Annotated in this window: 27 protein-coding genes; 16 read left to right on the top strand and 11 right to left on the bottom strand. The window is 61.9% G+C overall.

Annotation, left to right across the window (positions count from 1 at the left end; all coding sequences use genetic code 11):
- The first annotated feature begins 3 nt into the window (after positions 1–3).
- The 7 genes from nuoL to BM045_RS16375 all read left to right on the top strand — a co-directional run bounded on the left by nuoL (position 4) and on the right by BM045_RS16375 (position 8,612).
- Entirely contained in the window at positions 4–2,109 is a 2,106-nt protein-coding gene (gene nuoL / locus BM045_RS16405) for an NADH-quinone oxidoreductase subunit L (RefSeq protein ID WP_092185183.1), read from the top strand.
- The gene (locus tag BM045_RS16400; protein ID WP_092185182.1) at positions 2,109–3,683 is read left to right on the top strand and encodes an NADH-quinone oxidoreductase subunit M; all 1,575 of its coding nucleotides are present in this window, start codon (positions 2,109–2,111) and stop codon (positions 3,681–3,683) included. The genes nuoL and BM045_RS16400 overlap by 1 nt, the downstream gene beginning before the upstream one ends.
- Before the next feature lie 4 nt (positions 3,684–3,687).
- Entirely contained in the window at positions 3,688–5,139 is a 1,452-nt protein-coding gene (nuoN, locus tag BM045_RS16395; RefSeq protein ID WP_092185181.1) for an NADH-quinone oxidoreductase subunit NuoN, read from the top strand.
- Positions 5,140–5,967 (top strand): biotin--[acetyl-CoA-carboxylase] ligase, encoded by an 828-nt coding sequence (locus BM045_RS16390; RefSeq protein WP_092185180.1) that lies wholly within the window; start codon positions 5,140–5,142, stop codon positions 5,965–5,967.
- A 73-nt stretch (positions 5,968–6,040) separates the two neighbouring features.
- The gene (locus BM045_RS16385) at positions 6,041–7,714 is read left to right on the top strand and encodes a ribonuclease J (protein ID WP_092185179.1); all 1,674 of its coding nucleotides are present in this window, start codon (positions 6,041–6,043) and stop codon (positions 7,712–7,714) included.
- Positions 7,715–7,829: 115 nt separating this feature from the next.
- Positions 7,830–8,078, top strand: a complete 249-nt coding sequence (locus BM045_RS16380; RefSeq protein WP_092185178.1) for a DUF1467 family protein — start codon at positions 7,830–7,832, stop codon at positions 8,076–8,078.
- Between the two features lie 57 nt (positions 8,079–8,135).
- Positions 8,136–8,612: a hypothetical protein gene (locus BM045_RS16375; RefSeq protein WP_092185176.1), complete on the top strand. Its 477-nt coding sequence runs from the start codon at positions 8,136–8,138 to the stop codon at positions 8,610–8,612.
- On the opposite strand, the gene BM045_RS16370 is transcribed toward BM045_RS16375, so the two are convergent.
- Positions 8,609–8,938 (bottom strand): MmcQ/YjbR family DNA-binding protein, encoded by a 330-nt coding sequence (locus tag BM045_RS16370; RefSeq protein ID WP_092185175.1) that lies wholly within the window; start codon positions 8,936–8,938, stop codon positions 8,609–8,611. The two genes, BM045_RS16375 and BM045_RS16370, sit on opposite strands and share 4 nt — an antisense overlap.
- Before the next feature lie 326 nt (positions 8,939–9,264).
- Between BM045_RS16370 and proS the strand changes: the two genes are divergently transcribed.
- The 4 genes from proS to BM045_RS19335 are packed head-to-tail and all read left to right on the top strand — an operon-like array spanning position 9,265 to position 12,800.
- On the top strand, positions 9,265–10,614 hold the full coding sequence (proS, locus tag BM045_RS16365) for a proline--tRNA ligase (RefSeq protein ID WP_092185174.1): 1,350 nt from the start codon (positions 9,265–9,267) through the stop codon (positions 10,612–10,614).
- Positions 10,615–10,673: 59 nt separating this feature from the next.
- Complete coding sequence (locus BM045_RS16360) at positions 10,674–11,996, top strand: ABC transporter permease (RefSeq protein ID WP_092185225.1); 1,323 nt, start codon at positions 10,674–10,676, stop codon at positions 11,994–11,996.
- Positions 11,989–12,675 (top strand): ABC transporter ATP-binding protein, encoded by a 687-nt coding sequence (locus tag BM045_RS16355; RefSeq protein ID WP_092185173.1) that lies wholly within the window; start codon positions 11,989–11,991, stop codon positions 12,673–12,675. Before BM045_RS16360 ends, BM045_RS16355 begins: the two co-directional genes overlap by 8 nt.
- Complete coding sequence (locus tag BM045_RS19335; RefSeq protein WP_280139480.1) at positions 12,672–12,800, top strand: hypothetical protein; 129 nt, start codon at positions 12,672–12,674, stop codon at positions 12,798–12,800. Before BM045_RS16355 ends, BM045_RS19335 begins: the two co-directional genes overlap by 4 nt.
- Here the strand turns inward: BM045_RS19335 and BM045_RS16350 are convergent.
- The 7 genes from BM045_RS16350 to BM045_RS19330 form a co-directional block, all read right to left on the bottom strand.
- Positions 12,797–13,213 (bottom strand): HIT family protein, encoded by a 417-nt coding sequence (locus BM045_RS16350; RefSeq protein WP_092185171.1) that lies wholly within the window; start codon positions 13,211–13,213, stop codon positions 12,797–12,799. The genes BM045_RS19335 and BM045_RS16350 overlap by 4 nt on opposite strands.
- Positions 13,214–13,216: 3 nt before the next feature.
- Positions 13,217–14,341, bottom strand: a complete 1,125-nt coding sequence (locus BM045_RS16345; RefSeq protein ID WP_092185170.1) for a hypothetical protein — start codon at positions 14,339–14,341, stop codon at positions 13,217–13,219.
- 54 nt (positions 14,342–14,395) lie between these two features.
- Positions 14,396–15,523, bottom strand: coding sequence for a GNAT family N-acetyltransferase (locus BM045_RS16340; RefSeq protein WP_244523031.1), 1,128 nt, complete (start codon positions 15,521–15,523; stop codon positions 14,396–14,398).
- Between the two features lie 129 nt (positions 15,524–15,652).
- On the bottom strand, positions 15,653–16,414 hold the full coding sequence (locus BM045_RS16335; RefSeq protein WP_170848550.1) for a glycerophosphodiester phosphodiesterase family protein: 762 nt from the start codon (positions 16,412–16,414) through the stop codon (positions 15,653–15,655).
- Between the two features lie 71 nt (positions 16,415–16,485).
- Positions 16,486–16,944 carry a RidA family protein gene (locus BM045_RS16330; RefSeq protein ID WP_092185160.1) on the bottom strand — a complete coding sequence of 153 codons (459 nt, stop codon included), beginning with the start codon at positions 16,942–16,944 and terminating at the stop codon, positions 16,486–16,488.
- On the bottom strand, positions 16,941–18,263 hold the full coding sequence (locus BM045_RS16325) for a DNA polymerase IV (RefSeq protein WP_092185159.1): 1,323 nt from the start codon (positions 18,261–18,263) through the stop codon (positions 16,941–16,943). The genes BM045_RS16330 and BM045_RS16325 overlap by 4 nt, the downstream gene beginning before the upstream one ends.
- Positions 18,264–18,266: 3 nt before the next feature.
- The gene (locus BM045_RS19330; protein WP_092185158.1) at positions 18,267–18,557 is read right to left on the bottom strand and encodes a DUF3572 family protein; all 291 of its coding nucleotides are present in this window, start codon (positions 18,555–18,557) and stop codon (positions 18,267–18,269) included.
- Positions 18,558–18,643: 86 nt separating this feature from the next.
- Here BM045_RS19330 and BM045_RS16315 point away from each other — a divergent pair, with 86 nt between their 5' ends.
- Together BM045_RS16315 and BM045_RS16310 are read left to right on the top strand one after the other, a co-directional pair.
- Positions 18,644–19,015, top strand: a complete 372-nt coding sequence (locus tag BM045_RS16315; RefSeq protein WP_046170152.1) for a response regulator — start codon at positions 18,644–18,646, stop codon at positions 19,013–19,015.
- An 81-nt stretch (positions 19,016–19,096) separates the two neighbouring features.
- Positions 19,097–20,467 carry a PleD family two-component system response regulator gene (locus BM045_RS16310; RefSeq protein ID WP_092185157.1) on the top strand — a complete coding sequence of 457 codons (1,371 nt, stop codon included), beginning with the start codon at positions 19,097–19,099 and terminating at the stop codon, positions 20,465–20,467.
- A 409-nt stretch (positions 20,468–20,876) separates the two neighbouring features.
- Here BM045_RS16310 and rpmG read toward each other — a convergent pair whose 3' ends face one another.
- The gene (gene rpmG / locus BM045_RS16305; protein ID WP_056233989.1) at positions 20,877–21,044 is read right to left on the bottom strand and encodes a 50S ribosomal protein L33; all 168 of its coding nucleotides are present in this window, start codon (positions 21,042–21,044) and stop codon (positions 20,877–20,879) included.
- Between the two features lie 115 nt (positions 21,045–21,159).
- Here rpmG and BM045_RS16300 point away from each other — a divergent pair, with 115 nt between their 5' ends.
- Positions 21,160–21,528 carry a hypothetical protein gene (locus tag BM045_RS16300; RefSeq protein ID WP_092185156.1) on the top strand — a complete coding sequence of 123 codons (369 nt, stop codon included), beginning with the start codon at positions 21,160–21,162 and terminating at the stop codon, positions 21,526–21,528.
- An 84-nt stretch (positions 21,529–21,612) separates the two neighbouring features.
- Here the strand turns inward: BM045_RS16300 and BM045_RS16295 are convergent, their stop codons facing one another.
- Both BM045_RS16295 and rnr read right to left on the bottom strand, forming a co-directional pair.
- The gene (locus BM045_RS16295; RefSeq protein WP_244523027.1) at positions 21,613–22,002 is read right to left on the bottom strand and encodes a DUF983 domain-containing protein; all 390 of its coding nucleotides are present in this window, start codon (positions 22,000–22,002) and stop codon (positions 21,613–21,615) included.
- Positions 22,003–22,007: 5 nt separating this feature from the next.
- The gene (gene rnr / locus BM045_RS16290; RefSeq protein WP_092185155.1) at positions 22,008–24,293 is read right to left on the bottom strand and encodes a ribonuclease R; all 2,286 of its coding nucleotides are present in this window, start codon (positions 24,291–24,293) and stop codon (positions 22,008–22,010) included.
- Positions 24,294–24,387: 94 nt separating this feature from the next.
- Between rnr and BM045_RS16285 the strand changes: the two genes are divergently transcribed.
- Together BM045_RS16285 and BM045_RS19325 are read left to right on the top strand one after the other, a co-directional pair.
- Positions 24,388–25,428 carry a dipeptidase gene (locus BM045_RS16285; protein WP_092185154.1) on the top strand — a complete coding sequence of 347 codons (1,041 nt, stop codon included), beginning with the start codon at positions 24,388–24,390 and terminating at the stop codon, positions 25,426–25,428.
- Positions 25,429–25,610: 182 nt separating this feature from the next.
- Positions 25,611–26,639 carry a septal ring lytic transglycosylase RlpA family protein gene (locus tag BM045_RS19325; RefSeq protein ID WP_280139479.1) on the top strand — a complete coding sequence of 343 codons (1,029 nt, stop codon included), beginning with the start codon at positions 25,611–25,613 and terminating at the stop codon, positions 26,637–26,639.
- Positions 26,640–26,655 lie beyond the last annotated feature (16 nt).

The following is a 26,655-nucleotide window of genomic DNA, read 5'->3' as shown; positions in this document are numbered from 1 at the left end:
GCTATGATTCAAGCGATTGTTTTCCTGCCCCTGGTCGGCGCGCTGATCGCGGGGCTGCTGGGCCGCACCATCGGCCACCGTCCGAGCGAATATATCACCACGGGCCTGCTGCTGATCGCAGCGGTGCTGAGCTGGGTCGTCTTCCTGCCGGTCGCCTTTGGCGGCGGGCTGATGGGCGCTGCGATCGACGGCCATACCGCCGTGCTCAAGATCGAGGTTATGCGCTGGATCCAGGTCGGCGACATGGACCTGCGCTGGGTGCTGCGCGTCGATACGCTGACCGCCATCATGCTGGTCGTGGTCAATACGGTGTCGGCCTTGGTGCATGTCTATTCGATCGGCTATATGGCCGACGATCCGCATCGCAACCGGTTCTTCGCCTATCTGTCGCTCTTCACCTTCGCCATGCTGATGCTGATCACGGCGGATAATTTCCTGCAGATGTTCTTCGGCTGGGAAGGCGTGGGTCTCGCGTCTTATCTGCTGATCGGCTTCTGGTACACCAAGCCATCGGCAACGGCCGCGGCGATGAAGGCTTTCATCGTCAACCGTGTCGGCGACTTCGGCTTTGCCTTGGGCATTTTCGGCGCCTTCATGGTGCTGGGCCATATCGACTTCGATGGCGCCTTCCATGCCGCCAACGAATTGTCGACCACCGGCCTGCCGATCATGAACTTCCTCGGCTTCCAGCTCGACGCGATGACAGTGATCTGCCTGCTGCTGTTCATGGGTGCCATGGGCAAGTCGGCGCAGTTCCTGCTGCACACCTGGCTGCCGGACGCCATGGAAGGCCCGACCCCCGTGTCGGCGCTGATCCATGCTGCGACCATGGTGACGGCCGGCGTGTTCATGGTGGCGCGCCTGTCGCCGCTGTTCGAGACCTCGCCCTTCGCTTTGACCGTAGTTCTGGTCATTGGTGCCATCACCGCCTTCTTCGCGGCGACGGTTGGCCTTGTGCAGAACGACATCAAGCGCGTCATCGCTTACTCGACCTGTTCGCAGCTCGGCTACATGTTCGTGGCGCTGGGGGCAGGGGCCTATTCGGCCGGTGTGTTCCACCTGTTCACGCATGCCTTTTTCAAGGCCCTGCTGTTTCTGGGCGCCGGCGCGGTGATCCACGCCATGCATCACGAGCAGGACATGCGTAACATGGGCGGGCTTCGCAAGAAGATCCCGGTCACCTATGCCATGATGCTGATCGGCACGCTGGCGCTAACCGGCGTGGGCATTCCGGGTTCGGAATTCCTCGGCTTTGCCGGCTTCTTCTCCAAGGACTCGATCATCGAGGCGGCCTATGCGGTCGGCGGCAATACCGGCATGTTCGCCTTCTGGCTGCTGGTCATCGCCGCTCTCTTCACCAGCTTCTACTCCTGGCGCCTGATCCACCTGACCTTCCACGGTTCGCCGCGCGATGCGCAGCATGGCCATGGTCATGATGTGGTGGCGCATGATGGCGACAGCCACGACGAGCCGCTGCACGATCATGCGGCCCGTGCCCATGACGATCATGGTCACCACGATCATGGCTCGGCCTATGACCATGCCCATGAGCCGCCCAAGGTGATGCAGATCCCGCTCTATGTGCTGGCCGTCGGCGCAGTGCTGGCTGGTGCGGTGTTCTACGGCATGTTCTTCCACGACGTGGAGCATATCGAACACTTCTTCGCCGGTGCGCTCGTGGTTGATCACGAGATCATCGAAGCTGCCCATCACGTGCCGCTGTGGGTGAAGTGGAGCGCCACGATTGCCATGCTGATCGGCGCGGGTACGGCCTACATCATGTATATCCGCCGCCCCGAAATGCCGGGCAGGATTGCTGCGCAGAACCCTGGTCTCTACCAGTTCCTGCTCAACAAATGGTATTTCGACGAGCTCTACAACACGATCTTCGTCAAGCCCGCTCTCTGGGTTGGACGCGCCTTGTGGAAGGGCTTCGATGACTGGCTGATCGACGAGACGCTGTCCGAAGGCCTCGGCCGCCGGGTGCAAAATGTGACGTCCTGGGTCGTCAAGCTCCAGTCCGGCTACCTCTACCATTATGCCTTCGCCATGCTGATCGGCATTGCGGCACTGCTGACCTGGGCCATTGCGGCCGGGGGACTGATCTGATGACCTTCGACAATACCATTCTTACAGTCCTCACCTGGTTGCCGTTTGCCGGCGCCGTGGCGCTGCTGCTGACGCCCAAGCAGGCGATCGACACCATTCGCTGGCTCGCCTTTGCGATCACGCTGGTGACCTTTGCGCTGTCGCTAGCCATGTGGCAGAGCTTCGATCCGTCCAATGCGGGCTTCCAGTTCGTCGTCAACTTTCCCTGGATCGGCGACACCATCGGCTATCGCGTCGGCGTCGACGGCATTTCGGTGCTCTTCGTGGTGCTGACGGCACTGCTGATGCCGTTTGCCGTGCTGGCCAGTTGGGAAGTCGACAACCGTCTCAAGGAATACATGATCGTATTCCTGATCCTCGAGACGCTGATGATTGGCGTGTTCACCACGCTCGATCTGGCGATGTTCTACGTCTTCTTCGAAGGCACGCTGCTGCCGATGTTCCTGATCATTGGCATCTGGGGCGGCGCCAAGCGTATCGCCGCCAGCTACAAATTCTTCTTCTACACCTTCGTCGGCTCGGTGCTGATGCTGTTGGCCATCATGGCCATGTATTGGAATGCCGGCACCACCGACATTTCGCGTCTTCTCACCCACGACTTCCCCGAGAGCTGGCAGCCTTGGCTGTGGTGGGCGTTCTTTGCCTCGCTCGCCGTCAAGATGCCGATGTGGCCCTTCCATCGCTGGCTGCCGGAAGCGCACGTTCAGGCGCCGACCGCTGGTTCGGTGATCCTGGCCGCCATCCTGCTCAAGCTAGGCGGTTACGGCTTCCTGCGCTTCTCGCTGCCAATGTTTCCGGATGCTTCGGCACAGTTCGCCAATATCGTCTTCTTCCTTTCGGTCGCCGCCATCATCATCACCTCGCTGATCGCGTTGGTGCAGACCGATATCAAGAAGCTGATCGCCTATTCGTCGGTGGCGCACATGGGCTTTGTCACCATGGGTATCTTTGCCGGCAATGCGCTGGGCATCCAGGGCGCCATGTTCCAGATGCTGAGCCATGGTATCGTCTCGGGCGCGCTGTTCCTCTGCGTCGGCGTGATCTACGATCGCATGCATACCCGTGAGATCTCGGCCTATGGCGGTCTGGTCGAGCGCATGCCGCGCTATGCCTTCGCTTTCATGGTCTTCACCATGGCCAATGTCGGCCTGCCGGGCACGTCGGGCTTCGTCGGCGAATTCCTCACTATGATGGGCGTGTTCCAGGTCAACACCTGGGTCGGCTTCGGCGCGGCCTTCGGCGTGATCCTGTCGGCCGGCTATGCGCTGTGGCTGTATCGCCGGGTGATCTTCGGCGCACTGACCAAGGATAGCCTCATGGGCATCCTCGATCTCAACCTGCGCGAGAAGGTCATTCTCTACCCGCTGATCGTTTTGACGATCGTCTTCGGCTTCTATCCGTCGCCGATCCTCGATACGACGGCCGCGGCAGTCGATAATCTCGTATCCCACTATGCGACGTCGGTTGGCCTCGACCCGGCCGTGTCGCTGGCCGATGCCCAGGCGCCGCTTTCTCACGCCGAACCGGTTGCCGCTGCTGAAGAAGCACCGGCGGTCGAGCCTGCTGCCCACTAGGAGAATGCCCGTGAACTCAGACGTTACAGATTTCGCGAGCCTGGCTCCGGCCTATCCGGAAATGCTGCTGGCCATTGGCGCCATCGTGCTTTTGCTGATCGGTGTCGTGGTCAACAAGGAAAAGTCGCTGCTGGTGTCCTATGGCGCCGTGTTGCTGCTGCTCGTGGTTGGTGCGCTGGTGCTGTTCGCACCGGCCGAAGGCGTGCTGTTCAATGGCGTGTTCATCGCCGACAGCTTTGCCCGCTTCATGAAGGTCCTGGTGCTGGGCGGTTCGGCCTTTGCGCTGATGCTGGCCCTGCCGCGCGCCGAGGAAAACGGCACGCATAAGTTCGAATATGCCATCCTCGTACTGCTGGCGACGCTAGGCATGATGGCCATGGTGTCGGCCAATGACCTGATGAGCCTTTATGTCGGGCTCGAGCTGCAGTCGCTGTCGCTTTATGTTCTCGCCGCCATCAAGCGCGATGACAGCCGGGCGACGGAAGCGGGCCTCAAGTATTTCGTTCTGGGCGCACTGTCCTCGGGCATGCTGCTCTATGGCGCTTCCATGGTCTATGGCTTCACCGGCCATACCAATCTGCAGGACATCGTCGTTGCCATCGCGGACGAGGGCCGTTCCATCGGTCTGATCTTTGGCATGGTGTTCCTGCTGGCCGGCGTTGCATTCAAGATCTCGGCCGTGCCGTTCCACATGTGGACGCCGGACGTTTACGAAGGCGCGCCGACCCCGGTCACCGCCTTCTTTGCCACCGCACCCAAGGTCGCCGCCATGGCGCTGATGGTGCGCTTGGTGATGGACACGTTCCAGGGCATTACCAGCGACTGGCAGCAGGTCGTGATCTTCCTGTCGATTGCCTCCATGGTCTTGGCTGCCTTTGCCGCCATCGGCCAGAAGTCGATCAAGCGACTGATAGCCTATTCGTCGATTGGCCATGTGGGCTTTGCTTTGGTCGGCCTGTCGTCCGGCACGCAGGTCGGCGTCGAAGGCGTTGCAATCTATATGGCGATCTATGTGGCGATGACGGTTGGCTTGTTCGCATGCCTGTTGTCGCTGCGCACCGAGAATGGCGCCGTCGAAACCATCGACGAGCTGGCGGGTGCCGCGCAGAAGCGGCCCTTCGTGGCGGCAGTGATGGCGATCATCATGTTCTCGCTGATCGGCATGCCGCCGCTGGCTGGTTTCTTTGCCAAGTGGCATGCCTTCCTCGCCGCCATCGATGCCCAGCTCTATGTGCTGGCGGTGATCGGCGTGCTGGCCTCGGCGGTCAGCGCCTTCTACTACCTGCGCGTGGTCAAGGTGATGTATTTCGACGAGCCCGTGCGCGACTTTGAGGTCGTGCCGGCCGAGCTCAATATCATCATGGGCGTCGCAGGCTTCCTCGTCGTGACCTACTACTTCACGGTCGGCGGTCCACTGGCGAATTTCGCGCATACCGCCGCGGGAAGCCTGTTCTAGGTGACGGGCTTTAGCCTAGGACCAACAGCACGCGCGGCCGGCTACCGGCTGCGCGGCTATGACTCCATCGGCTCGACCAATAGCGAAGCGCTGGTTGCAGCGGCTGCCGGCGATGCCGGCGGCTTGTGGTTTGCCGCGCTGCAGCAGACCGCGGGCAGGGGGCGTCGCGGTCGCCAGTGGGAGAGCCCGCATGGCAATCTCGCCGCGACCCTGCTGATCGTCCCGGACAGCGATCCGACCGCTGCAGCAACATTAGGCTTTGTCGCCGGTGTGTCGCTCAACCGGGCACTTTCCAAAATCCTGCCGAATGGCCTCGTCAAGATTGGCATCGACGGCGCGGATTCGCTCAATGGCGGCCGCATCGCGCTCAAATGGCCCAATGACGTTTTGGCCGACGGCGCCAAGCTGGCCGGCATTCTGCTGGAAGCCAGCAAATTGCCCGATGGTCGGCATGCCGTGGCGATCGGCTTTGGCGTCAATGCCGTTGCGGCGCCCGAGGGGCTGCCCTATCCGGCGACCAGCCTGACCGCGCTCGGCGTGAGGCGCGATGCCGCGGCGGTTTTCGAGGCGCTGAGCGACGCTTGGGTCGAAACCTTTGGACTCTGGGACGATGGTCGTGGCATTGGCGATGTGCTCAAGCATTGGCGCGCCTCTGCGGCCGGCATCGGCGCACCTGTCGCGGTCAACCAGAACGGCGAAGTGCTGCGTGGCATTTTTGAAACCATCGACGACGACGGACGCCTGATCGTCCGTTCCGACGACAACCGTCGCATCGCCATTACCGCGGGTGACGTGCATTTTGGGGCAACGGCCAGCGCCCGAAGCTGACCATCACTACTGCGCAGGCGACCGGCGACCAAAGATCGACCCGGCGTTGCGCTCGAAAGGACTGAATTGACCCATGGCTAAAAACCAAAGGGATGAACTCGTCTTCGTACCGCTCGGCGGCGTTGGCGAAATCGGCATGAACATGGGCGCCTATGGCTTCGGCCCGGAAAAGTCGCGCAAGTGGATCGTCGTCGACTGCGGCGTGACCTTCGGCGGACCGGACCTGCCGGGCATCGAGCTGATCATGGCCAATCCGGAATTTCTGGAAGAGCGCGCCGATGACGTGCTGGGCCTGATCCTGACCCATAGCCACGAAGACCACTACGGCGCCGTGCTTGACCTCTGGCCAGGCTTTGAGAAGCCGGTGTTCTGCACGCCCTTCACCGCCGCCATGCTGGCGGCCAAGCGGGCGGGCGACGGCATTGTCGAAAATGTCGACATCACCATCATGCGCCCGGGCAAGCCCTTCGAGCTTGGCCCCTTCACCATCGAAGCGATCAATGTCGCCCACTCGATCCCCGAATCCAACGCGCTGCTGATTTCCACCCCGATCGGCCGCGTGCTCCATACCGGTGACTGGAAGCTCGATCCGACCCCGGTCGGCAATGCGCCGACCGACGTGGCGCGCCTGCAAGCCATCGGTCAGGACCGGTCCACCCCGCTGGCGTTGATCTGCGACTCGACCAATGCGCTCAAGGATGGCGAAAGCCCCAGTGAAGCCGAAGTCGCAGCGAACCTCGCGGCGATGATCGCCGAGTCGCCCAACCGCGTTGCCGTCACGACCTTTGCGTCCAACGTCGGTCGCGTCATCTCCATCGTCCGCGCTGCCGAGAAGGCCGGGCGCCAGGTGGTGATGTCGGGTCGCTCGCTGCACCGTATCATGGGCATTGCCCGCGAACTGGGCATGCTCGAAGGCCTGCCGCCGCTGCTCGACCAGGATGCCTACAAGTCCATCGCCCGCAATAAGATCGTGCTGATCTGCACCGGATCGCAGGGCGAGGCGCGCGCCGCCATCGCCCGTATCGCCCGTGGCGAGCATCCGGTGATCGACCTCAATGCCGGCGACCGGATGATCTTCTCGTCCTGGGCCATTCCGGGCAATGAGCGCGAAGTCATCGACATCCAGAACATGCTGATCGACAAGGGCGTGGAAGTCATCACCGCCAATGACGGCCTGGTGCATGTCACCGGTCACCCGCGTCGCGAAGAGCTGCGCAAGCTCTATTCCTGGCTCAACCCGGAAGTGCTGGTGCCGGTGCATGGCGAAGCCACCCATCTGCAGGCCCATGCCAAGCTGGGCCGCGAAGCCGGTATTGCCAATGTCATCGACGCCCGCAATGGCGACATGGTGCGCCTGTTCCCCGAGCCACTCGCCTTCCCGGCCGAAGTGCGCACCGGCGAACTCTATCTCGATGGTCTCGTGCTCTGCACGCCGGAAGAATCCGGCGTCAAGGGTCGCCGCCGCCTGTCGTTTGGTGGTCATGTCGTGGTCAGCCTCTGCGTCAATGGCAGCGGCCAGGTGGTGTCGGGTCCGGATCTGGTGATCGAAGGCCTGCCCGAGACCGAAGACGAGTCGCTGGGTGAGCTGGTGGAAGATACCGTCGCCGGCGTCATTAAGTCGATGCCGCCCAAGCGCCGCAGCGATACCGAAGTGCTGAACTCGGCGCTGTTCAAGGCAATCCGCAACGAGGTCAACGCCTATTGGGGGCGCAAGCCCAACGTTTCGGTCTTCGTGCACCGCGTCTAACCAGATCGCGACCGCGTCTGAGCGATCACCACTGCGTCAATTCGAGACGGGCATTTCTGCTTTCGCGGAAATGCCCGTCGGCGTATTGAAGGGGCGTTATTGAAGAGGAAAGCCCATGCAAATCGGCTCGATGATCGCTGTGTTCTTCGTCGTCTGGTGGCTGAGTTTCGTCGCCGTAGCGCCGATCGGCAATCGCAGCCAGGCCGAGCTGGGCGAGGTGGTGGCCGGTACCGATCCCGGCGCACCGGGCAAGCCGCGCTTGCTCTACAAGTTCCTGCTGGCCACGGGCGTGGCGATCGTCATGACCCTGCTGCTATTCTGGGGCCTCTCCAACGAAACGCTGCATCACTACTGGAATCGCTGAGCGCCACAGTTGAGCCGATTTCATCGCTAGCTTGGGTTATCCATGTGGGGGAAATCGATGAAGCGGATGATCTGGCTTGCTGCGGCTTTGTTGGCGACCTCGCCGGCACTCGCCTGGGACCTCAATAGTTCCGACACCAAGAAGACCTGGAGCCATGTGGCCTTCCAGGCCGACAAGCTTGATGCGGTCGAATTGCAGTTCTATTGCGACAATGAATATCCCGACGATATCCAGATGCTGGTGTTTACCGATCAGGATGCCCGGAAAGGCGACGAGGATTTTCCCGATGTTGCCGTGACCGCCGTGGTGGATAACGATGTGTTCGCCGAACTCGCCGGCTATTACGACAATGTCGATGGCGAGCGCACCGTGGTGATCGACACGTCGGAGGAAGCGCGCCTGCGCGAGTTCATCGCCACGGCGCGTGACGCCGAGCAGCCGATCCACATTTCATACGATGGCCGCAGCCACCGCTTTGCCACCGACAATATCGTGCCGGTGCTCGACGGTTTCCTGGAAGGCTGTGCGCGCTAGGCGCGCTTGCGCTTCTTGGTGCCCTGGGCGTGGACATGGGCCATACCAAGCGCCATGCGCAGATCATCCTGGCTTGCCGTCGCCAGCGTAAGAACCGTCCAGCCCTGCGTGCCCCAGGCATTGTCGACTGGCGCAAACACCTCCGGCGCCAGCTGGCATTTAAAATCCTGCTCGTCCGGGGTGAATTTGATATTGGCGGTCAGCCCATCGGCGGCCAGCGTGACATAGATGCGGTCGACCTTGAAAGCGGCGCGGTCGAAATGGGCGGCTTCGCTGGTGCCGGGCAGGGCGAGAGCCATGCGTCTGAGGTCTGCCGCATCCGCCATTACCGTACCTTTCCAATCATGCCGGTCGAATATAGCCTGAACCAGAAACAAAAAAGCGGGGCACGTTGGCCCCGCATTATTGAGTTTGATCGACAATACGCTGGTCTTAGGCACGCTATGCAGCGGCAGCCAACGCTCCTCCCTTGACGTTGTCGACGTCCGGCGGCTTGTAACCGCCTGTGCTTTATTGTCACGGACCCTAACAACAAGATTTCACCCTGTCACGCAGATTCTGCATGCCTTCCATGCTTGCATCGGATGGACGAACAGGATTTGAGTGGGCATCAACAAAAGCCTCGAGTCTCGGACTGTTCCCGGAGTTTCCCATGCGCCTGTCTCGCTATTTCCTGCCTGTGCTGCGCGACGTGCCCAAGGAAGCCGAGATCGTCTCGCATCGCCTGATGCTGCGCGCCGGCATGATCCGCCAGCAGGCCTCCGGCCTCTATTCCTGGCTGCCGCTCGGCTACAAAGTGCTGATGAAGGTGCAGAAGATCATCGAAGAAGAGCAGAATCGCGCTGGTGCGGTGCAGCTGCTGATGCCGACGATCCAGTCTGCCGACCTGTGGCGCGAGTCGGGGCGCTATGACGCCTATGGCAAGGAAATGCTGCGCATCGAGGACCGCCACGAGCGCGAATTCCTCTATGGCCCGACCAATGAGGAGATGATCACCGACATCTTCCGCACCTATGTGAAGTCCTACAAGGACCTGCCGCTCAACCTTTACCATATTCAGTGGAAGTTCCGCGACGAGGTGCGTCCGCGCTTCGGCACCATGCGCAGCCGCGAATTCCTGATGAAGGATGCTTATTCCTTCGATCTGACCAAGGAAGCCGCCGTCGCCGCCTATGAGCGCATGTTCGTGGCATACCTGCGCACCTATGCCCGCATGGGCCTGACCGCCATTCCGATGCGCGCCGATACCGGCCCGATCGGTGGCGATCTCAGCCATGAGTGGATCGTGCTGGCTGATACCGGCGAAAGCGCCGTGTTCTGCGACCGCCGCCTGCTCGACAAGCCGATTCCGGCCCAGGACACCGACTTCCGCGGCGACCTCAATCCGATCTTCAATGACTGGACCTCGCTCTATGCCGCGACCGAAGACATGGTCGATATGGGCGAATATGAAGCGGCCGTACCGGAAGAATTCCGGGTTTCGGCACGCGGCATCGAAGTTGGCCATATTTTCTACTTCGGCACCAAGTATTCCGAACCCATGAAGGCCAGTGTCACCGGCCAGGATGGCAAGGAAACCGTCGTGCATATGGGCTCTTACGGCATCGGGCCGTCGCGTCTGGTGCCGGCCTTGATCGAGGCCTTCCACGACGATTCAGGCATTGTCTGGCCGGTTTCCGTTGCGCCTTTTGAGGCCGTGCTGATCAACCTCAAGGCCGGCGATGCCGCGGTCGATGCGGCTTGCGAAAAGCTCTACGCCGAGCTCAACGCCGCTGGTCTCGACATGCTCTATGATGACCGTGACCAGGGTGCCGGTGCAAAGTTCACCACGGCGGACCTGATCGGCATTCCCTATCAGATCATCCTCGGGCCGCGTGGCCTGGCCTCGGGCGAAGCCGAGATCAAGCATCGCAAGAGCGGCGAGCGCGAAACGCTGCCGATCGCCGATGCCGTCGCCCGGCTCAAGAGCCTAATCGAACCCCAGCGAAAGACCGACATTTGACCGATACGGCGTCGCCTCTGCTGAACAAGGGCACGCGCGCCTTCTCGCGCTTTGAATGGATGATTGCAGGGCGCTATCTGCGCGCCCGGCGCAAGGAGGCGTTCATTTCGGTGATCGCCAGCCTGACCATGGTGGGCGTGGCCATCGGCGTCGCCACGCTGATCGTCGTCATGTCGGTGATGAATGGCTTTCGCGCCGAATTGCTGACCAAGATCCTTGGGCTCAACGGGCATTTCACCGCCTATCCGATCGAGCGCGAATTCACCGACTACAAGGACGCCGTCGCCTCGATCGAGCAGATCGATGGCGTCGATTTTGCCGTCTATTTCGTCGAAGGTCAGGTGCTGGCTTCGGGGCAGGGCAGTTCCACCGGCGCTTCGGTGCGCGGCATGGATGAGGAAAACCTCAAGAAGCTCAAGCTGCTTTATAATTCTGCCGAACAGGGCGGCTGGGACCAGTGGGATGCGGGCAATGGCGTGGCCATTGGCTATCGCCTCGCGCAGACGCTTGGCGTGTCGCTGGGCGATCAGATCAAGCTGATCAATCCCGATGGGGCGATGACGCCGTTTGGCTCGACCGTGCAAGTGCGCAGCTATCCGGTCACCGTGATCTTTGACCTGGGCATGGTCGAATTCGATAGCCTGTTCATCTACATGCCGCTCGCGCCGGCGCAGGACTATTTCAAGATGTTCGATGAGGTGCTCAAGCCGGGCATGGAGTTGCCGGTGCTCGGGCCGCTTGATCCGCCGCTGACCAATGAGCAGCTGGCAGAATATTATGACCAGATCGGCCGCGTCTCTGCCGCCGAAATCTTCATCGACGATCCCGACGATATTGCCGTGATGCGGCAGCGGCTGCAGAGCGATCCGGCTGGCCGGCCGTTGATCCTGACCGACTGGCAGCAGCGGAATGAGACCTTTTTCTCGGCGCTGCAGGTCGAGCGCGTGGTGATGTTCACCATCCTCTCGATGATCATTCTCGTCGCAGCCTTCAACATCATCTCCAGCTTGATCATGCTGGTGAAGGACAAGAGTTCGGATATCGCCGTGTTGCGCACCATGGGCGCGACGCGCGGCGCGATCATGCGCATATTTTCGATCACCGGCACGACCATTGGCGTTATTGGCACACTGAGTGGTGTGGCGCTGGGGCTGATCGTCGCCTCCAATGCCGAAGCAATGCGGTCTTTCCTGTCCAATACGCTGGGCGTGGCGATCTTCCCGCCGGAAGTGTTTTTCCTGTCGTCGCTGCCGTCCAAGACCGATCCGATGGAAGTGACCGTCGTGGTCTGTCTGGCGCTGGGGCTGAGCTTCCTTGCGACGCTTTATCCGGCCTGGCGCGCCGCCCAATATGATCCGGTAGAGGCCCTGCGTTATGAGTAAGCCTCATCTGGTTCTGAGCGACGTCCACCGGCATTACGGGGAGGGCGACAAGATCGTCCGCGTGCTCGAAGCGGCCAACCTGACCGTCAACAGCGGCGAGCTGGTGGCGCTGGTGGCGCCATCGGGGGCCGGCAAGTCGACGCTGCTGCATCTCTCCGGCCTGCTGGAAAGCCCGCAGGGCGGCGAGGTGGAAATCATCGGCATTCCGACCAGCAAGCTGGGCGATCGCGGCCGCACGCAATTGCGCCGCTCGACCGTGGGCTATGTCTACCAGTTCCACCACCTGCTGCCCGAATTCACCGCGCTCGAAAATGTCTCGATGCCGCAGCTGATTGCCGGGAAGTCGCCGGCCGAGGCCGACAAGCGCTCGATGGAGTTGCTGGACCTGCTGGGCATCGCCCAGCGCGCCAGCCATCGGCCGGCCGAGCTATCGGGTGGCGAGCAGCAGCGCGTGGCGATTGCCCGCGCTGCGGCCAATCATCCCAAGGTGATCCTCGCCGACGAGCCAACCGGCAATCTCGATCCCGAGACCAGCGACATCGTCTTTGGCGCGCTGGCCAATCTGATCAAGAACGAGGGTGCGGCGGCGCTGATCGCCACGCATAACCACGATCTGGCGCGGCGGGCCGACCGCATCGTGACGCTCAGGGGTGGCCTGGTCGTCGACCACACTTTGTGATCGAACGGAATGGGCGCATAGTCATTCTCCGCATCGAGGAGAATGACACCATGACCCTGCTGATGATCATCGGAACAATGGCTATTGTCGCACTGCTGACCATGAAGGGCAGCCGAACGCATTAAAGCGCGGCGGCGATATCCTTGGCCAGGACTGCCAGTTCGGCATCATCGGCCTTGCCGCCACCATGGCTGCCCAGCGCCACGCCCTCATAGACGGGTATGACGTGGAAATGCAGGTGAAACACCGTCTGCCCGGCCGGCGCTTCGTTGAACTGGGCGAGGCGGATGCCATCGGCGCCGGTCACATGCTTGACCGCCTTGGCGACCTGCTGCACCAGCGGGATGACCGCTGAGAGCGCTGCCGGATCGGCATCGAGCAGGTTGCGCGAAGCGGCCTTGGGAATGACCAGCACATGCCCGCGCGACTGCGGGAAAATGTCCATCATCACCAGCGCGACATCGTCCTCATAGACCTTGTGGGCCGGGATTTCGCCGCGCAGGATCTTGCCGAAGATATTGGATGGATCGTAGCTCATGGTTCACTCCGCCGGCTGGGACAGGTCTGCTTCGGCTTTCTGGAAGAATCGGAAGCGGAAATAGTTGAGCACGGCCAGCCCGGTCAGGGTAACCGGCACGTAGCGGAATCCACGGCGGATGAAGAACAGCGCGATGCTGACGGCGGTCGCCGCACTCATGGCGCCCTTGCCCATGGCCGAGGTGAAGCTCGAGGGCACGATGTGGCGGTAGATCAGCGCATCGGAGCGGTAATAGTCGCGGGCGCGCAGGGCGAAGGCGCGCTTTGAGGCGGAATAGGCCTTCAGCTCGTCCATGCCCATGTCGCCGTGGAATTCGACCTCCGAGCCCAGGGCCCAGACTTCCGGCGGCGCCAGGCGCGTCTTGCCCATTTCGGTGAAGAGCTCGGTCAGCTCACGGAAGGTGACGTTGTTGGCATTCCAGCAATCTTCGCTCTTGGCGCCATGCGACAGGATCAGAACATCGGCGCGCTCGAGTTTTTCGCGCATTGGCGCGTAATTGCCGGCGGTGAAATCGACGCCGGACTTGGCGGTTTCCACTATGCCGCCGAGCTTGGTGAGCTTTTCCACCATGGCTGAACCAAAGGCGCCACCGGCGCCGGTGACCAGGAATTTGCGGCCCTCGATCTGGCAGGTGGTGCCGAAGATCAGGTCGAAAATATTGGCAAAGGACGAGAAGAAATTGTGCGGATAGACGTGGTGCATCGCGTGGTAATTGTTGCCCACCCAGAGCAGGCCCTGCTGGCCGCCAACGCGATCCATCGACATGTGGTTATAGTCCAGACCTTCCTCGCGCAGCGTCATCACCAGCATGACGGTGCGCAGCGCTGCGACGGCCGCAATGACCGGCCAGGGAAAGATCACCAGGAAGATCAACGTGCCGACCATCGAGGTCAGGTATTCGGGCAGGATGTGAAACCAGATATTGGCCCGGGCATAGGCCGGGTTGATCTGCATATCCAAGCCCAAAAATTTGTGGTGCACCCAGTGCCAGGACGAGAATTTGCGCAGCAGCGGGCTGGACGAGCTCTCCCAGCGGTGCAGCAGCCAGTGGAAGGCATCGAACAGCGCCGTCGAGATGACGAAGACGAAAACGGCCTGTAGCAGGAAGATGACGATGTCCCAGATCATGGTCTTTCCTTAGCGAGCTTGGCCGGACGGGGAAAGTGGCGATAGTGCCACGCCTCAGCGGTCAGTCCGCTCGCCCTTGCGGAAGGGCGTGTAGTGTTCCAGCACGTCCTGGCTATGCTCTACCGAAGCCCGCTCGTGCTCGAGATAATCGGCAACGGCCTCGCGCAGGCCGGGGTGGGCCAGCCAGTGCACGGAATAGGTGGTGGCGGGGGCATAGCCGCGCGCCAGCTTGTGCTCGCCCTGGGCGCCCGCTTCCACCACGGCAAGCTTGTGCTCGATGGCATAGTCGATCGCCTGGTAGTAGCAGAGCTCGAAATGCAGGAAGGGCACGTCGCGGGTGCAGCCCCAGTTGCGGCCGAAGATGCGGTCCTTGCCGACAAAGTTGATCGCCCCCGCGATTGGTGTCGGGCCATCATAGGCCAGCATCAGCACGATGCGGTCGGCCATTGATTCGTTCAGCAGCGAGAAGAACTTGCGATTGAGATAGGGCCGGCCCCATTTGCGGGCGCCGGTATCCTCGTAGAAATCGTAGAACGCGTCCCAATGCTCTTCGCGCAGATCCTTGCCGCTGAGCCATTTGACGGTCAGGCCATCGGCCAAAGCATCGCGCCGCTCGCGCTTGATGGTCTTGCGCTTGCGCGACGAGAGGGTTTCGAGAAAATCGTCAAAGCTGGCAAAGCCTTGGTTGTGCCAGTGGAACTGCGTGTCCACACGCCGCAGCCAGCCCAGCGCTTCGGTCTGCACGGCCTCGGCTTCGGGCACGAAGGTGGCGTGGACCGAGGAGGCATTGCGTTGGACGGCCAGTTGCTGGGCCGTCGACAGCAGGGCCGCTTCGATCGCCAGGTCGCCGCTGGGCACCAGCAACTTGGGCGCCGTGGCCGGAGTGAAAGGAACAGAGCATTGCAGCTTGGGATAATAGCTGCCGCCGGCCCGCTCCAGCGCATCTGCCCAGCCGTGGTCGAAGACATATTCGCCCATGGAATGGGATTTCAGGAACAGCGGCATCAGGCCCAGCGGCTGGTCATCGTCGTCGCTCAGCAGGATATGCTGCGGCTGCCAGCCGGTCTTGGCCGTGGCGCAGCCAGACTCTTCCAGCGCCAGGAAAAAGGCGTGGTCGAGGAAGGGGTTATCCGTCACGCCATCGGTGGACGGGACAAGGCTGTTCCACACCTCGGCCGATATGCCGGCGGTGCTGGGATGGATGGTGGCGCGCGATGTGGGCTGGTCGGCCAAGGCATGTCCGGGCGGAAAGGAAGCGTCCCCCAAGATAGGACGCTTCGCTCGCCATTGTAAGGTTTCCCGCGCAGGCAATCACGCAGATTTGGCGGGCGCAAAACCTTCGAAGACGATCTGATCGACGAAAGGCCGGGCCGCGTCGGCTTCGGCCTGGCTGCGGATGGTCCAGGCCGTGACAGGCTTGCCCAGGGCGCGCCAGAAGATGATGGCGGGCAGCTGCAGGGCCTTGTCGTGGCAGGAGATGAAGTCGAACTGGGTCTCATGCCAATGCAGCAGGTGGCGCAGGGTGTAGCGTTGCTGCTCGTTGAGATGAGTGTCCCAATCCTTCTGCTCATAATCATAGGTGATGATGCCGCGCGGGCCGGTGAAGCCGAACTGGCGGATGGCGGTGAGCAGGTTGGGATCGAAAGATTCGACGGTGGTCGGGCCCTCATAGGTCTTGAGCAGTTCGGCGACCGAGCGAGCCAAGAGCTGGGTGCCATGCGCATCGCGCTGGTGCTTCAGCTCGATCTGCAGCAGGGCACGACCGGCGATCTGGACGAGAAAGTCGGTGAACTTCTGCGGGCAATCCTTGGCAGCGCTGTCGAGCAGGGGCGTCGAAGTGATGGTGCTCGCAGCGACATCGGCCACGGCGCCGTCTAGCCCGAGAAGGCGCTGCATGTCGTCGTCGTGGAAAATCACCGGCACGCCATCGGCGGTGAGCTGCACGTCGCATTCGATGGCGAAGCCGCCGGCAATGGCGGCTTCGAAGGCGCTGGCCGAATTTTCGATCACGCCCTTGGCGCGGTCATGCAGGCCACGATGGGCAATCGGATCGGGAAACAGGGTGTCGGTCATGCTGGCCTCATCGTGTTGAAGGGGCCTCATTGGCACCGTTGTGTGACGATCGTGTTGCAGTCAGGCCGGGCCTAAACTTCGACGACGGCCTCGATCTCGACGGCTGCGCCGAAGGGCAGGGAGGCGACGCCGAAGGCTGCGCGGGCGTGCTTGCCCTTGTCGCCCAGCACGCCGACCAAAAGGTTGGAGCAGCCATTGGCCACCAGATGCTGTTCGGTGAAATCGGGGGTCGAGGCGACGAGAACCGTAACTTTGAGGATACGCTTGATCTCTTCGAGCGGCACGCCGCCCATGTGGACGATCTGGCTCAACACGTTGAGCGCAGCCAGTTCGGCGGCATTGCCACCCTGGACGACATTCATATTGTCGCCAAGCAGGCCGGTGACCACGCCATTGGCATCGGCCGAGATCTGGCCGGAGACATACATGATGTTACCGGTCCGGGTGACCGGCACATAGCTGGCCACGGGCGCCTTGGGCGCGGGCAGTTCGTAGCCATATTCACGGAGCTTTTCGATCGGACTGGTCATCTGGTCTTGCCTTCGTTCTGGTCGATGTCTTCTGCCGGCATGGTCGCCGGCTTTTGTTTATATAGCTTGCCGCGCACGACCGCTTCGCGACCGAAACGGTTGCGCACGCGATCCATGGCCCGTTCGGCCGCAGCTTTTCGCGCAATGGCCGGTTCCAGCAAATCGGCCGGATCGCTGCCATCGGCGGTATCGATACCCGAAACACCGATTCCAATCAGCCGGAAAGCGGTGCCGTCGATTTCGCGTTCGAGCAGCGACAGGCCGGTCTCATAGATCACATTGGCCAGCTGCGTGGGGATCATCAGGTGCCGGGCGCGCGTACGCAAGCGGAAACCGGCCGATTTGAGTTTCAGCGTCACCGTGTCGCCGACGACATTTTTTGCCTTGAGGCGTTCCGACAGGCGCTCGGTGACCTGCAGCAGCTGGGTGGAGAGCTCTTCCATGCTGGAAATGTCGGTGTTGAAGGTGGTTTCCGAGGAGATGGTCTTCATCTCGCTGTCGCTGGAAATGCGGCGGCTGTCCTCGCCGCGGGCCAAGCGGGCCAGTCGCGCACCGGTCTCGCCATAGCGGCGCATCAGGTTTTCCGGTGGCTCATCCTGCAATTGCCCGATGGTCACGAGCCCATCCTTGCGCAGGGTCTCGGCAAACACCTTGCCGACGCCATAAATCAGGCTGATCGGCTTTGGCGCCAGGAACGCGATGGTTTCGGCCGCGCCGATGACGGCGAAGCCGCGCGGCTTGTCGAGGTCGGAGGCGGTCTTGGCGAGGAACTTGTTGTGGCTGAGACCGACGGAGATGGAGACGCCGACCTCGGTCTCGATGGCTTTTGAAAAGCGAGCCAGCACCAGGGCAGGTGGCGCCTTGTGCAGGGTCTGGGTGCCGGAGAGGTCGAGGAAGGCTTCGTCGATGGAGAGTGGTTCGACCAGAGGCGTCAGCGCGTCCATATAGGTGCGGATCTGCCGGCTGACGGCGACATATTTGGCCATGTTGGGTTTCAGCACCACGGCGTCGGGGCAGAGCTGCAGCGCCTTGAACATCGGCATGGCCGAGCGGACGCCGGATTGGCGCGCGATGTAGCAGCAGGTGGAAACCACACCGCGCGTGCCGCCGCCGATGATCAGCGGCTTGTCGCGCAGGCTTGGGTCGTCGCGCTTTTCGACCGAGGCATAGAAGGCGTCGCAATCGACATGGGCGATGGAGAGGGCAAACAGCTCTTCGTGGCTGCGCAGGCGCGGCGAGCCGCAGCTCGGGCAGCGCGCGGGCACGATTGTGCTCGAGGCATGGGCCAGGCAGTCGCGGCAGAGCCAGTCGAGCGCCATCAGCTACCCCGCCGGATTGAGCTTGTGCCAGACGCGCATGAACTGTTCGGGCGACAGGCCGGCATTGGCGCAGAAAGCGAGCAGAATCGGTTCGTTTGAGGCAAAATAGTCGATAAGCCCACGCTGAAGGGCTGGGGTGCCGACGGAGCGGCGCAAGGCATCGGGATCGAGACCGGCATAGTGCATGAACGCGAGCAGCTCCTCCGGGTGCTCCGCCAGATAGCCGAGGCAAGACTCGGCCAGCGGAGAAACGGATGGTTCGGCTCGTTCAGAACGCGGCACTGCGGGCCTCATTTGTGTTTTGTAAGAGATTCGATGCTACCTGAATGGTGCGGTAATGCGAAGCGCCGCCAGCGTCCCGGCGACGCGGAGAAGGACAAATGCCCAAGACTGTGATGATCGTTGAGGACAATGAGCTCAACATGAAGCTCTTCAATGATCTGCTGGAATCGCGTGGTTATGCCGTCATCCAGACCCGCAACGGGATGGAAGCGCTCGATCTTGCCCGCGCCCATCGCCCCGACCTGATCCTGATGGATATCCAGTTGCCGGAGGTTTCGGGCCTGGTGGTGACCAAGTGGCTCAAGGACGATGATGACCTCGCCCATATCCCGGTGATCGCCGTCACGGCCTTCGCCATGAAGGGCGATGAAGAGAGAATTTTACAAGGCGGCTGTGAGGGTTACATCAGTAAACCGATCTCGGTGCCTCACTTTCTGGAAACTATTGCCCGCTATATTGGCCCGGCCTGATCGCAGCTCTGCTGCTTGATCGGTGGCTTGATGCCAATGGAAGGGACGCCATTGGCGAGCGCATAGCTTCGGGGCTGCAGAGTGACCGCACGCGTATTGATCGTTGACGATATTCCTACCAATGTGCGGCTGCTCGAAGCGCGGTTATCGGCGGAGTACTATGACGTCGTAACGGCCTCGTCCGGCCCGCAAGCCCTTGAAATCATGGAGACTTCCGACGTCGACATCGTGCTGCTCGATGTCATGATGCCGGATATGGATGGCTTCGAGGCCTGCCGTCGCATCAAGGCCAATCCCCGCACCCAGCATGTGCCGGTGGTGATGATCACCGCGCTCGACCAGCCATCCGACCGGGTGAATGGTCTCGATGCCGGTGCGGATGATTTTTTGACCAAGCCGGTGGACGACGTGCAACTGATGGCGCGCGTCAAAAGTCTGGCTCGCTTGAAGTCGCTGACCGACGAACTCCGCGCCCGCGCCGTGACCGGGCAACAGATTGCCATCGAAGACGCCATTCGGCAGATGGACAAGATCAACACGACCGGCGGCTCCATTCTGATTGTCGATACCGATCAGCGCCACGGCGAGCGTATCGCGCAGTATCTCACGCCCGAGCATGACGTGGATATCCTGACGCAGCCAGCCGATGCGGTGTTCCAGGTGACTGGCAAGCATTATGAATTGGCGCTGGTGGCGATGTCGCTGACCGACTTTGATCCGCTGCGGGTTTGCTCGCAGATCAGGACGCTCGAACATACGCGCAACCTGCCGATCATCCTGGTCGCCGACGAGGCAGACAAGCCGCGCGTGGTGCGGGCGCTGGACCTAGGCGTCAATGATTTCATCTCGCGGCCGGTGGAGCGCAATGAGCTTGCAGCTCGCGTGCGGACCCAGATCCGCCGGCAGCGCTATGCCATGGAGCTGCGCCAAAGCGTCAGCAATACCATGGCCTTGGCCGTGACCGACGACATGACCGGGCTCTACAACCGGCGCTATTTCGACCGCCATCTCGGGGTCATGCTGGGCAAGGCGCAGAGCCAAGAGCGCGACATGGCGCTGATGATTCTGGACATCGACCACTTCAAGTCGGTCAATGACACCTATGGCCATGACATCGGTGACGCAGTGCTCAAGGAATTCGCGGCACGGCTCAAGCGCAACATCCGGGGCGTTGATCTTGCTTGCAGATTCGGCGGGGAAGAGTTTGTCGTACTGATGCCCGATACCGATTATGCGCAGGCCGAACTGGTGGCGGAGCGGGTGCGGCAGTCGATTTCGGAACGGATTTTTGAGGTTAATGCCGGACGGCCGCTGGCGGTGACGGTATCGGCCGGGGTGACGCTCAACGAAAATGCGTCTGATACGCCGGAGTCGCTGATCAAGCGGGCTGACGTGGCGCTGTATCGGGCCAAGCGCGAAGGCCGCAATCGCGTGGTGTTCGACGCGGCTTGATTATGCTGCGCAATCGGCAGCGTTAGGGTTATCCGTTATAATTAACAAAGCATTGCAAGCCTGAAGGCGCCGGAAATCCTTGAGTTTTCCGGGCCGAGGCGTAGGTTGCAACCACACGAGAACTGTTTCATTTCAGGACAGTTCTTTTTGGTTCCCTACGGCTCTCTCAGGTCCGCCGCAACTCCTGAGTCCCGTGGGGCGGTTGGTCCGGATGCGGACAGAGTGGCCTCTTCGACATGCCGCTCCGGACCAGCCACTCATTCCCTCAGTGAAAAATATCCCCGCATTTTCAAGCCCTGTGGTTTCACACTTGGGGAACCAAACCGTCACCAGATGGCGATATGGGCAGCAAAAAGCCCCGCATCATGGATGCGGGGCTTTTGTGTCTCGATACCGAGCAGGCGCCAGATTACTTGATCTTGGCTTCCTTGAACTCGACGTGCTTGCGCACTACCGGGTCGTACTTGTTGTACGAAAGCTTCTCGGTCTGGGTGCGGGCGTTCTTCTTGGTGACGTAGTAATAGCCAGTATCAGCCGTCGACACGAGCTTGATCTTGACGGAAGCGGCTTTAGCCATGGTCTATCCTCGACAAATAATAAGGCGCCGCGAAATCGCAGCGCTTTGAATTTGGGCGCAACCTACGGATTTGGCGGCAGTTGTCAAGCTAAACGCGTAAACCGAAAGGCGTGAGATGACGGAAGCTGCCAATCTGCTCAAGACACTACAACTGCAGGCCGGGACCCGCGTGGTGCTCATCAATGTACCACAGGATATAGCGCATGGGATAACCGCAGGAGCGGAGGTGGAGCCGGTGCACCTGAGCGATGCATTCGAGGCCGTAGTGGCATTCTGCCGGACTGCGGTCGAAGCGGAAGCGTTTGTCGGGCAGGTGGTGGAGAAACTGCCGGCGGACGGGACGCTGTGGCTGGCAAGGCCCAAGGGCGAGGAGGCTCTGGCTGATGGGGCAGGAGCGGGAGCCCTGGCTTCGGCGGGTTGGCTGGCGGGTGAGCATGCCGAGCTAGAAGGTGGCTGGGCGGCGGTGCGGTTCAGCCGGGCTTGAAGACTTGTCTCTCGCGGGATGAGGGCGGCCCCTCACCCCACCCAAAAGGATCGACCTCTCCCACAGAGGGAGAGGTAAGGAAGATCAATCCACCTGGCCGGTGCCGAAGCCATACATGTGGTTCGCCCATTGTAGCCCGACGATGGCGCCCTTGATGGAGGGCAGCATGGCCAGCGGCATGATCACGGCCAGCGGGACCATGGTGTAGAGATAGGTCAGCGGATTGACGTGCCAGACCATTTCCATGTGCATCATGGCGAGGATCAGGATGTGGCCGACAATGGTGATGGCGATATAGGGCGGGAAGTCGTCGGCGCGGTGCAAGTTGAGCTGCTCGCCGCAGACATGGCATTCGTCCGCCACCTTGAGATAGGCGCGGAACATGCTGCCCTTGCCGCAATGCGGGCACTTGCACAGGGTGCCACGCCAGATGGCCTGGCCGACGCTGCGTTCTTCGAGACTCTTGGTACCCATCCGCATCACCTCTTTGTTCGGCCCTTGGGACCGTAACTCCTAGATGGGCGCTTCTGGTTGCGACGACCAGATGACGGATTGCCGCGTGAGCCTTCCGACAGGAGTTCAAACCGCAGCGCACCGGCGACGGGCGCGGCTTCAAGCAACCGGACGGTTACGCGATCGCCGAGGGCGAATTTCTCGCCCGTGCGGTCGCCGATCATCGCCTGCTGCTCTTCGACATAGCGGTAGAAATCCTGGCCGAGGGTCGAGGCCGGGATAAAGCCATCAGCGCCGGTCTCAAGCAGGCGGACGAAGAGACCCGAGCGGGTGACGCCGGCAATGCGGCCCTCGAAGCGGGCGCCGATCTGGGCCGCGAGGAATTGCGCCAGCAGACGATCGGCCGTTTCACGCTCGGCGCTCATGGCGCGGCGTTCGGTTGAGGAAATGTGCTGGGCGATGCCGGCGAGGCGCAGGCCCTCGTTTTCGGTCATGCCGTCATCGCCGAGGCCAAGCGCTGAGACCAGCGCCCGGTGGACGATCAAATCGGCATAGCGGCGGATCGGTGAGGTGAAATGGGCATAGCGATCGAGGTTGAGACCGAAATGGCCGAGGTTTTCATTGTCGTAGACGGCCTGCGCTTGGCTGCGCAGCACCATTTCGGACACCTGTTCCACATTGCCGGCCTTGCGGGCCTGGCGGAGGATGCCATTGAAGTCGCTGGCCCGGACCGAGTCGGACTTCTTGATGGCGATATCGAGCGAGCCGAGGAAGTCGCGCAGGGCCTGCAGCTTTTCGGACGAGGGCTCATCATGGACGCGATAGAGCAGGGGTGAACGCTTGGCTTCGAGCGTTTCAGCCGCGGCGACGTTTGCCGCAATCATCATCTCTTCGATGAGGCGGTGGGCGTCGAGGCGTTCCGGGATGCGGATGTCCTTCACCATGCCCTTGTCGTCGAGGACGATCTTGCGCTCGGGCAGGTCGAGATCGAGCGGGCCACGCACGTCGCGGGCTGAGGCCATGGCGTCATAGGCGGCGTAGAGGGGCCGCAGGATCGGATCGAGGATCGGGCCGGTCTTGTCGTCGGCCTTCCCATCAATGGCGGCCTGCGCCTGCTGGTAGCTGAGCTTTGCGGCCGAGCGCATCAGCACGCGATGGAAGCTGTGGCTCTTCTTCTTGCCATCGGAGCCCATGACCATGCGGACGGCCAAGGCAGCGCGCGGCTCGCCTTCTTTCAGCGAGCAGAGCTCGTTGGAAATGCGCTCGGGCAGCATGGGGACGACGCGGTCGGGGAAATAGACCGAATTGCCACGGAGGTATGCTTCGCGGTCCAGCGCCGTGCCGGGACGGACATAGGCGGCAACATCGGCGATGGCGACATAGACGACATGGCCGCCCGGATTGGCTGGGTCTTCATCGGCCTGGGCATAGACGGCGTCGTCATGGTCCTTGGCGTCGAAGGGGTCGATGGTGATCAGCGGCAGGCCGCGCCAATCCTCGCGGCCCTTCAGCGTGGCTTCCCTGGCTTCCTCGGCCTCGCGAATGACCGAGGCGGGGAAGTGATAGGGGATTTCGAGACTGTGGATGGCGATCAGGCTGACGGCGCCTTCCGACAGCGGATTGCCGATGACCTTGGTCACCTTGGCGCGCGGGATCATCAGGCGGCCGGAGAGCTTGACCTCCACTTCCACCAGATCGCCGTCGCTGGCGTCGAGCAGGTCGCCGAGCGGGATGCGCATTTCCTTCTGCTTGCGATCGACCGGGATCAGGCGGGCGCCATCGTCATCCATGCGCACGATGCCGATCTGGCCGCGGCGCGGCTTGTCGAGGATCTTCATTGGCTTGGCGGTGTAGTTCGGGATCTCGTCCTCGCCGGCATCGATGCGGGCAAGGATACGATCACCCGGGGCCGGAACGACGCGAGCGTCGCGGCCGGCGATCACCGTGACGCGGGGCTTGTCGCCTTCCTCCTCGTTCCACTGCGCCGGATAGGCATGCATGTTGTCGGGATCGGCATCGGTCGGGATATCGAGCACGGTGACATGGGGCAGGGCGGCGGTGCGGCGCAGAGCTTTACGGGTGCGGGTGATGACGCCATCGCCTTCCAGCTCGGCCAGCATGGCCTTGAAGGGGCGCCGCATGTCGCCGCGAATGCCGAAGACTTTTGCCAGGTCGCGCTTGCCCTTGATGTCGGACTGCTCGGCGAGGGCTGCGAGCAGCTGTTCGCGGGTGGGAAGCGTGTCGGCGCGCGGCGATGTCGCGCGGCGCGGGCCGGACGTGTTGCGTGGTTTTGTTGGTTTTTTGGTGGTCATGTTGAGCGATATGTAGGGGATCGGGGGGCGTTTGCCAAATGACCGCTCACTTGATGCTAGGCTTTGGACAATTTGCTGATTCCCGGACGACCTCATGACCATTCCCTTCTTCGACGGCCACAATGACACCCTGCTGCGCCTGGCCGAGGCGCCGGGGGATCAGGAGGGGCTGTTCATCAAGGGCAATGGGACGGGCCATATCGACCTGCCGCGGGCCAAGGCGGCCGGCATGGCGGGCGGGTTTTTTGCGATGTTTCCGCCGCCGCTGAAGAGCAATCTGGCAGCGGTTGCCAATAGTCCGGGGCTGAGCCCGGAATTGCCGCCGGAGCTGGCGGTCGCTGATGCGCTGGCGTCCACGAATGGCATGGCTTCGGTGCTGTTCCGGCTGGAGCGGGCCGGGGCGCTGGCGGTGTGTCGTACGGCGGCGGAGATCCGCGCGGCCATGGCTGAGGCCCAGCTCGCCGCGATTTTCCATATCGAAGGTGCCGAGGCGATCGACACCGACTTCCGCTCGCTGGATGTGCTTTATGCCGCCGGGCTGCGGTCGATTGGCATCACCTGGAGCCGGGCCAATGCCTTTGGTACCGGCGTGCCGTTCCGCCACAATATGGATCCCGATATCGGGCCGGGCCTGAGCGAGGCCGGCAAGGAATTGGTGCGGGTCTGCAACCAGCTGGGCGTCATGATCGATCTCAGCCATCTCAATGCCGCCGGCTTCCGCGATGTGGCGGCGGTCAGCACGCATCCGCTGGTGGCGACGCATTCCAATGTGCATGCCATCTGCCCGCATGCGCGCAATCTGGTGGATTGGCAGCTGGCAGCAATCCGCGACACGGGCGGCATGGTCGGGCTGAACTTTGCCACCGGCTTCCTGCGGCCGGATGGCAAGTTCACCGTGGATACCGAGATCGAGTTGATGGTGCGCCATGTCGATGCGCTGGTGGAGGCGCTGGGCGAGGATGGCGTGGCGCTGGGCAGCGATTTCGATGGCGCGCAGATGCCGGCGCCGATCGGCGATGTGACCGGGGTGCCCAAACTGCTGCAGGCGCTGCTCGACAAGGGCTATGGTCAGGAACTGGTCGGCAAGATCGCGCTGGGCAATTGGCTGCGCATGGTCGAGACGGTGATAGGGTAACCGGCCCAATACGGCTTTCTCGGGCAAATCCGCGCCGCATTGGCATCAAATGCCGTCGGCACCGCTAACAATCTGTTCGCCTTAACTTCGCTGAAACCAGAAATGGGTCTTTTGGGGGCGAGTGTTTCTCGATCGCGTTATGATCTGCGCTCGTAGTGTGACCAGCGTAGAGTTTGCGTATCGTGACGACGACCCCTTGGCGTAAAGCCATCCGCCTTGTCGCCCTGGCGTCATTGATCGCCCCGATGATCGCCGCCTGTGGTGGCGGGCTCGGTGCAACGGTCAAGCGCAGTGCATTTTCGTCTTCCGAATATGGCGTCGGCGTTTCGCCGCGGGTCACCAATAATCCCAATCCGCCCAAGGGTGGCGGCCGCTATCAGGTCGGCAAGCCCTATACGGTGCGCGGCAAGGTCTATACGCCGGCCGAACAGCCCGATTATGCCGCCAGCGGCGAAGCCTCCTGGTATGGCTCGGATTTCCATGGCCGCCGCACCGCCAATGGCGAAATCTTTTCGGCCAATGCCATCACTGGCGCGCATCCGACGCTGCCGCTGCCCTCTTATGTTCGCGTCACCAACCAGGCCAATGGCCGCTCGGTGATCGTCCGCGTCAATGATCGTGGTCCCTACATGCCCGGCCGCATCATGGACCTGTCGCATCGCGCCGCCGAAATGCTCGGCTATGTGAATTCGGGGCATGCGCAGATCAGCGCGCAATATGTCGGTCCGGCGCCGCTCGAAGGTGACGATACCCGCATGCTGGTGGCGAGCTATTCCGGCCCGGCCTATGCCAGCGAAACCCAGTTTGCTTATAATGACAGCACCAATAGCCTGGCCGATATTGCCGGCAATTTCTTTGGCGGATTGTTCTCTTATGCAGATGGTCAAAAGGCCGACGTCGCTGTGGGCAGCGCCCATGCGGCGGTCAATGCCATGGCGACGCAGTCGCCGGCGCTGGCCGACTGGGTGCAGTCGGTGGATGCCGATGCGCGCAAGATCGACCTGACGCTGGGCGTGTTTGCCGACCAAGACAATGCCATCGCGCTGACCGAACAGTTCGCCATTCTTGGTTCGGTCGCCGAAGAGCCGGTGACCATGGCCGGCCGTGACGCAACGCGGCTGCGGATGACCTATCTCAAGCCCGGCGTATCACGCATTGATGTTCTCGATCTGGCTCGCGAACTCGGACTGAATGACATAAAACTCAACTAGTCTGGCAGTCGGCATC

It is taken from the genome of Devosia sp. YR412 (assembly GCF_900110945.1).
In the GTDB taxonomy this organism is placed as follows: Bacteria; Pseudomonadota; Alphaproteobacteria; order Rhizobiales; family Devosiaceae; genus Devosia.
The sequence above is the reverse complement of the archived record's forward strand: the minus strand, read 5'-3'. Positions and strand labels throughout refer to the sequence as shown.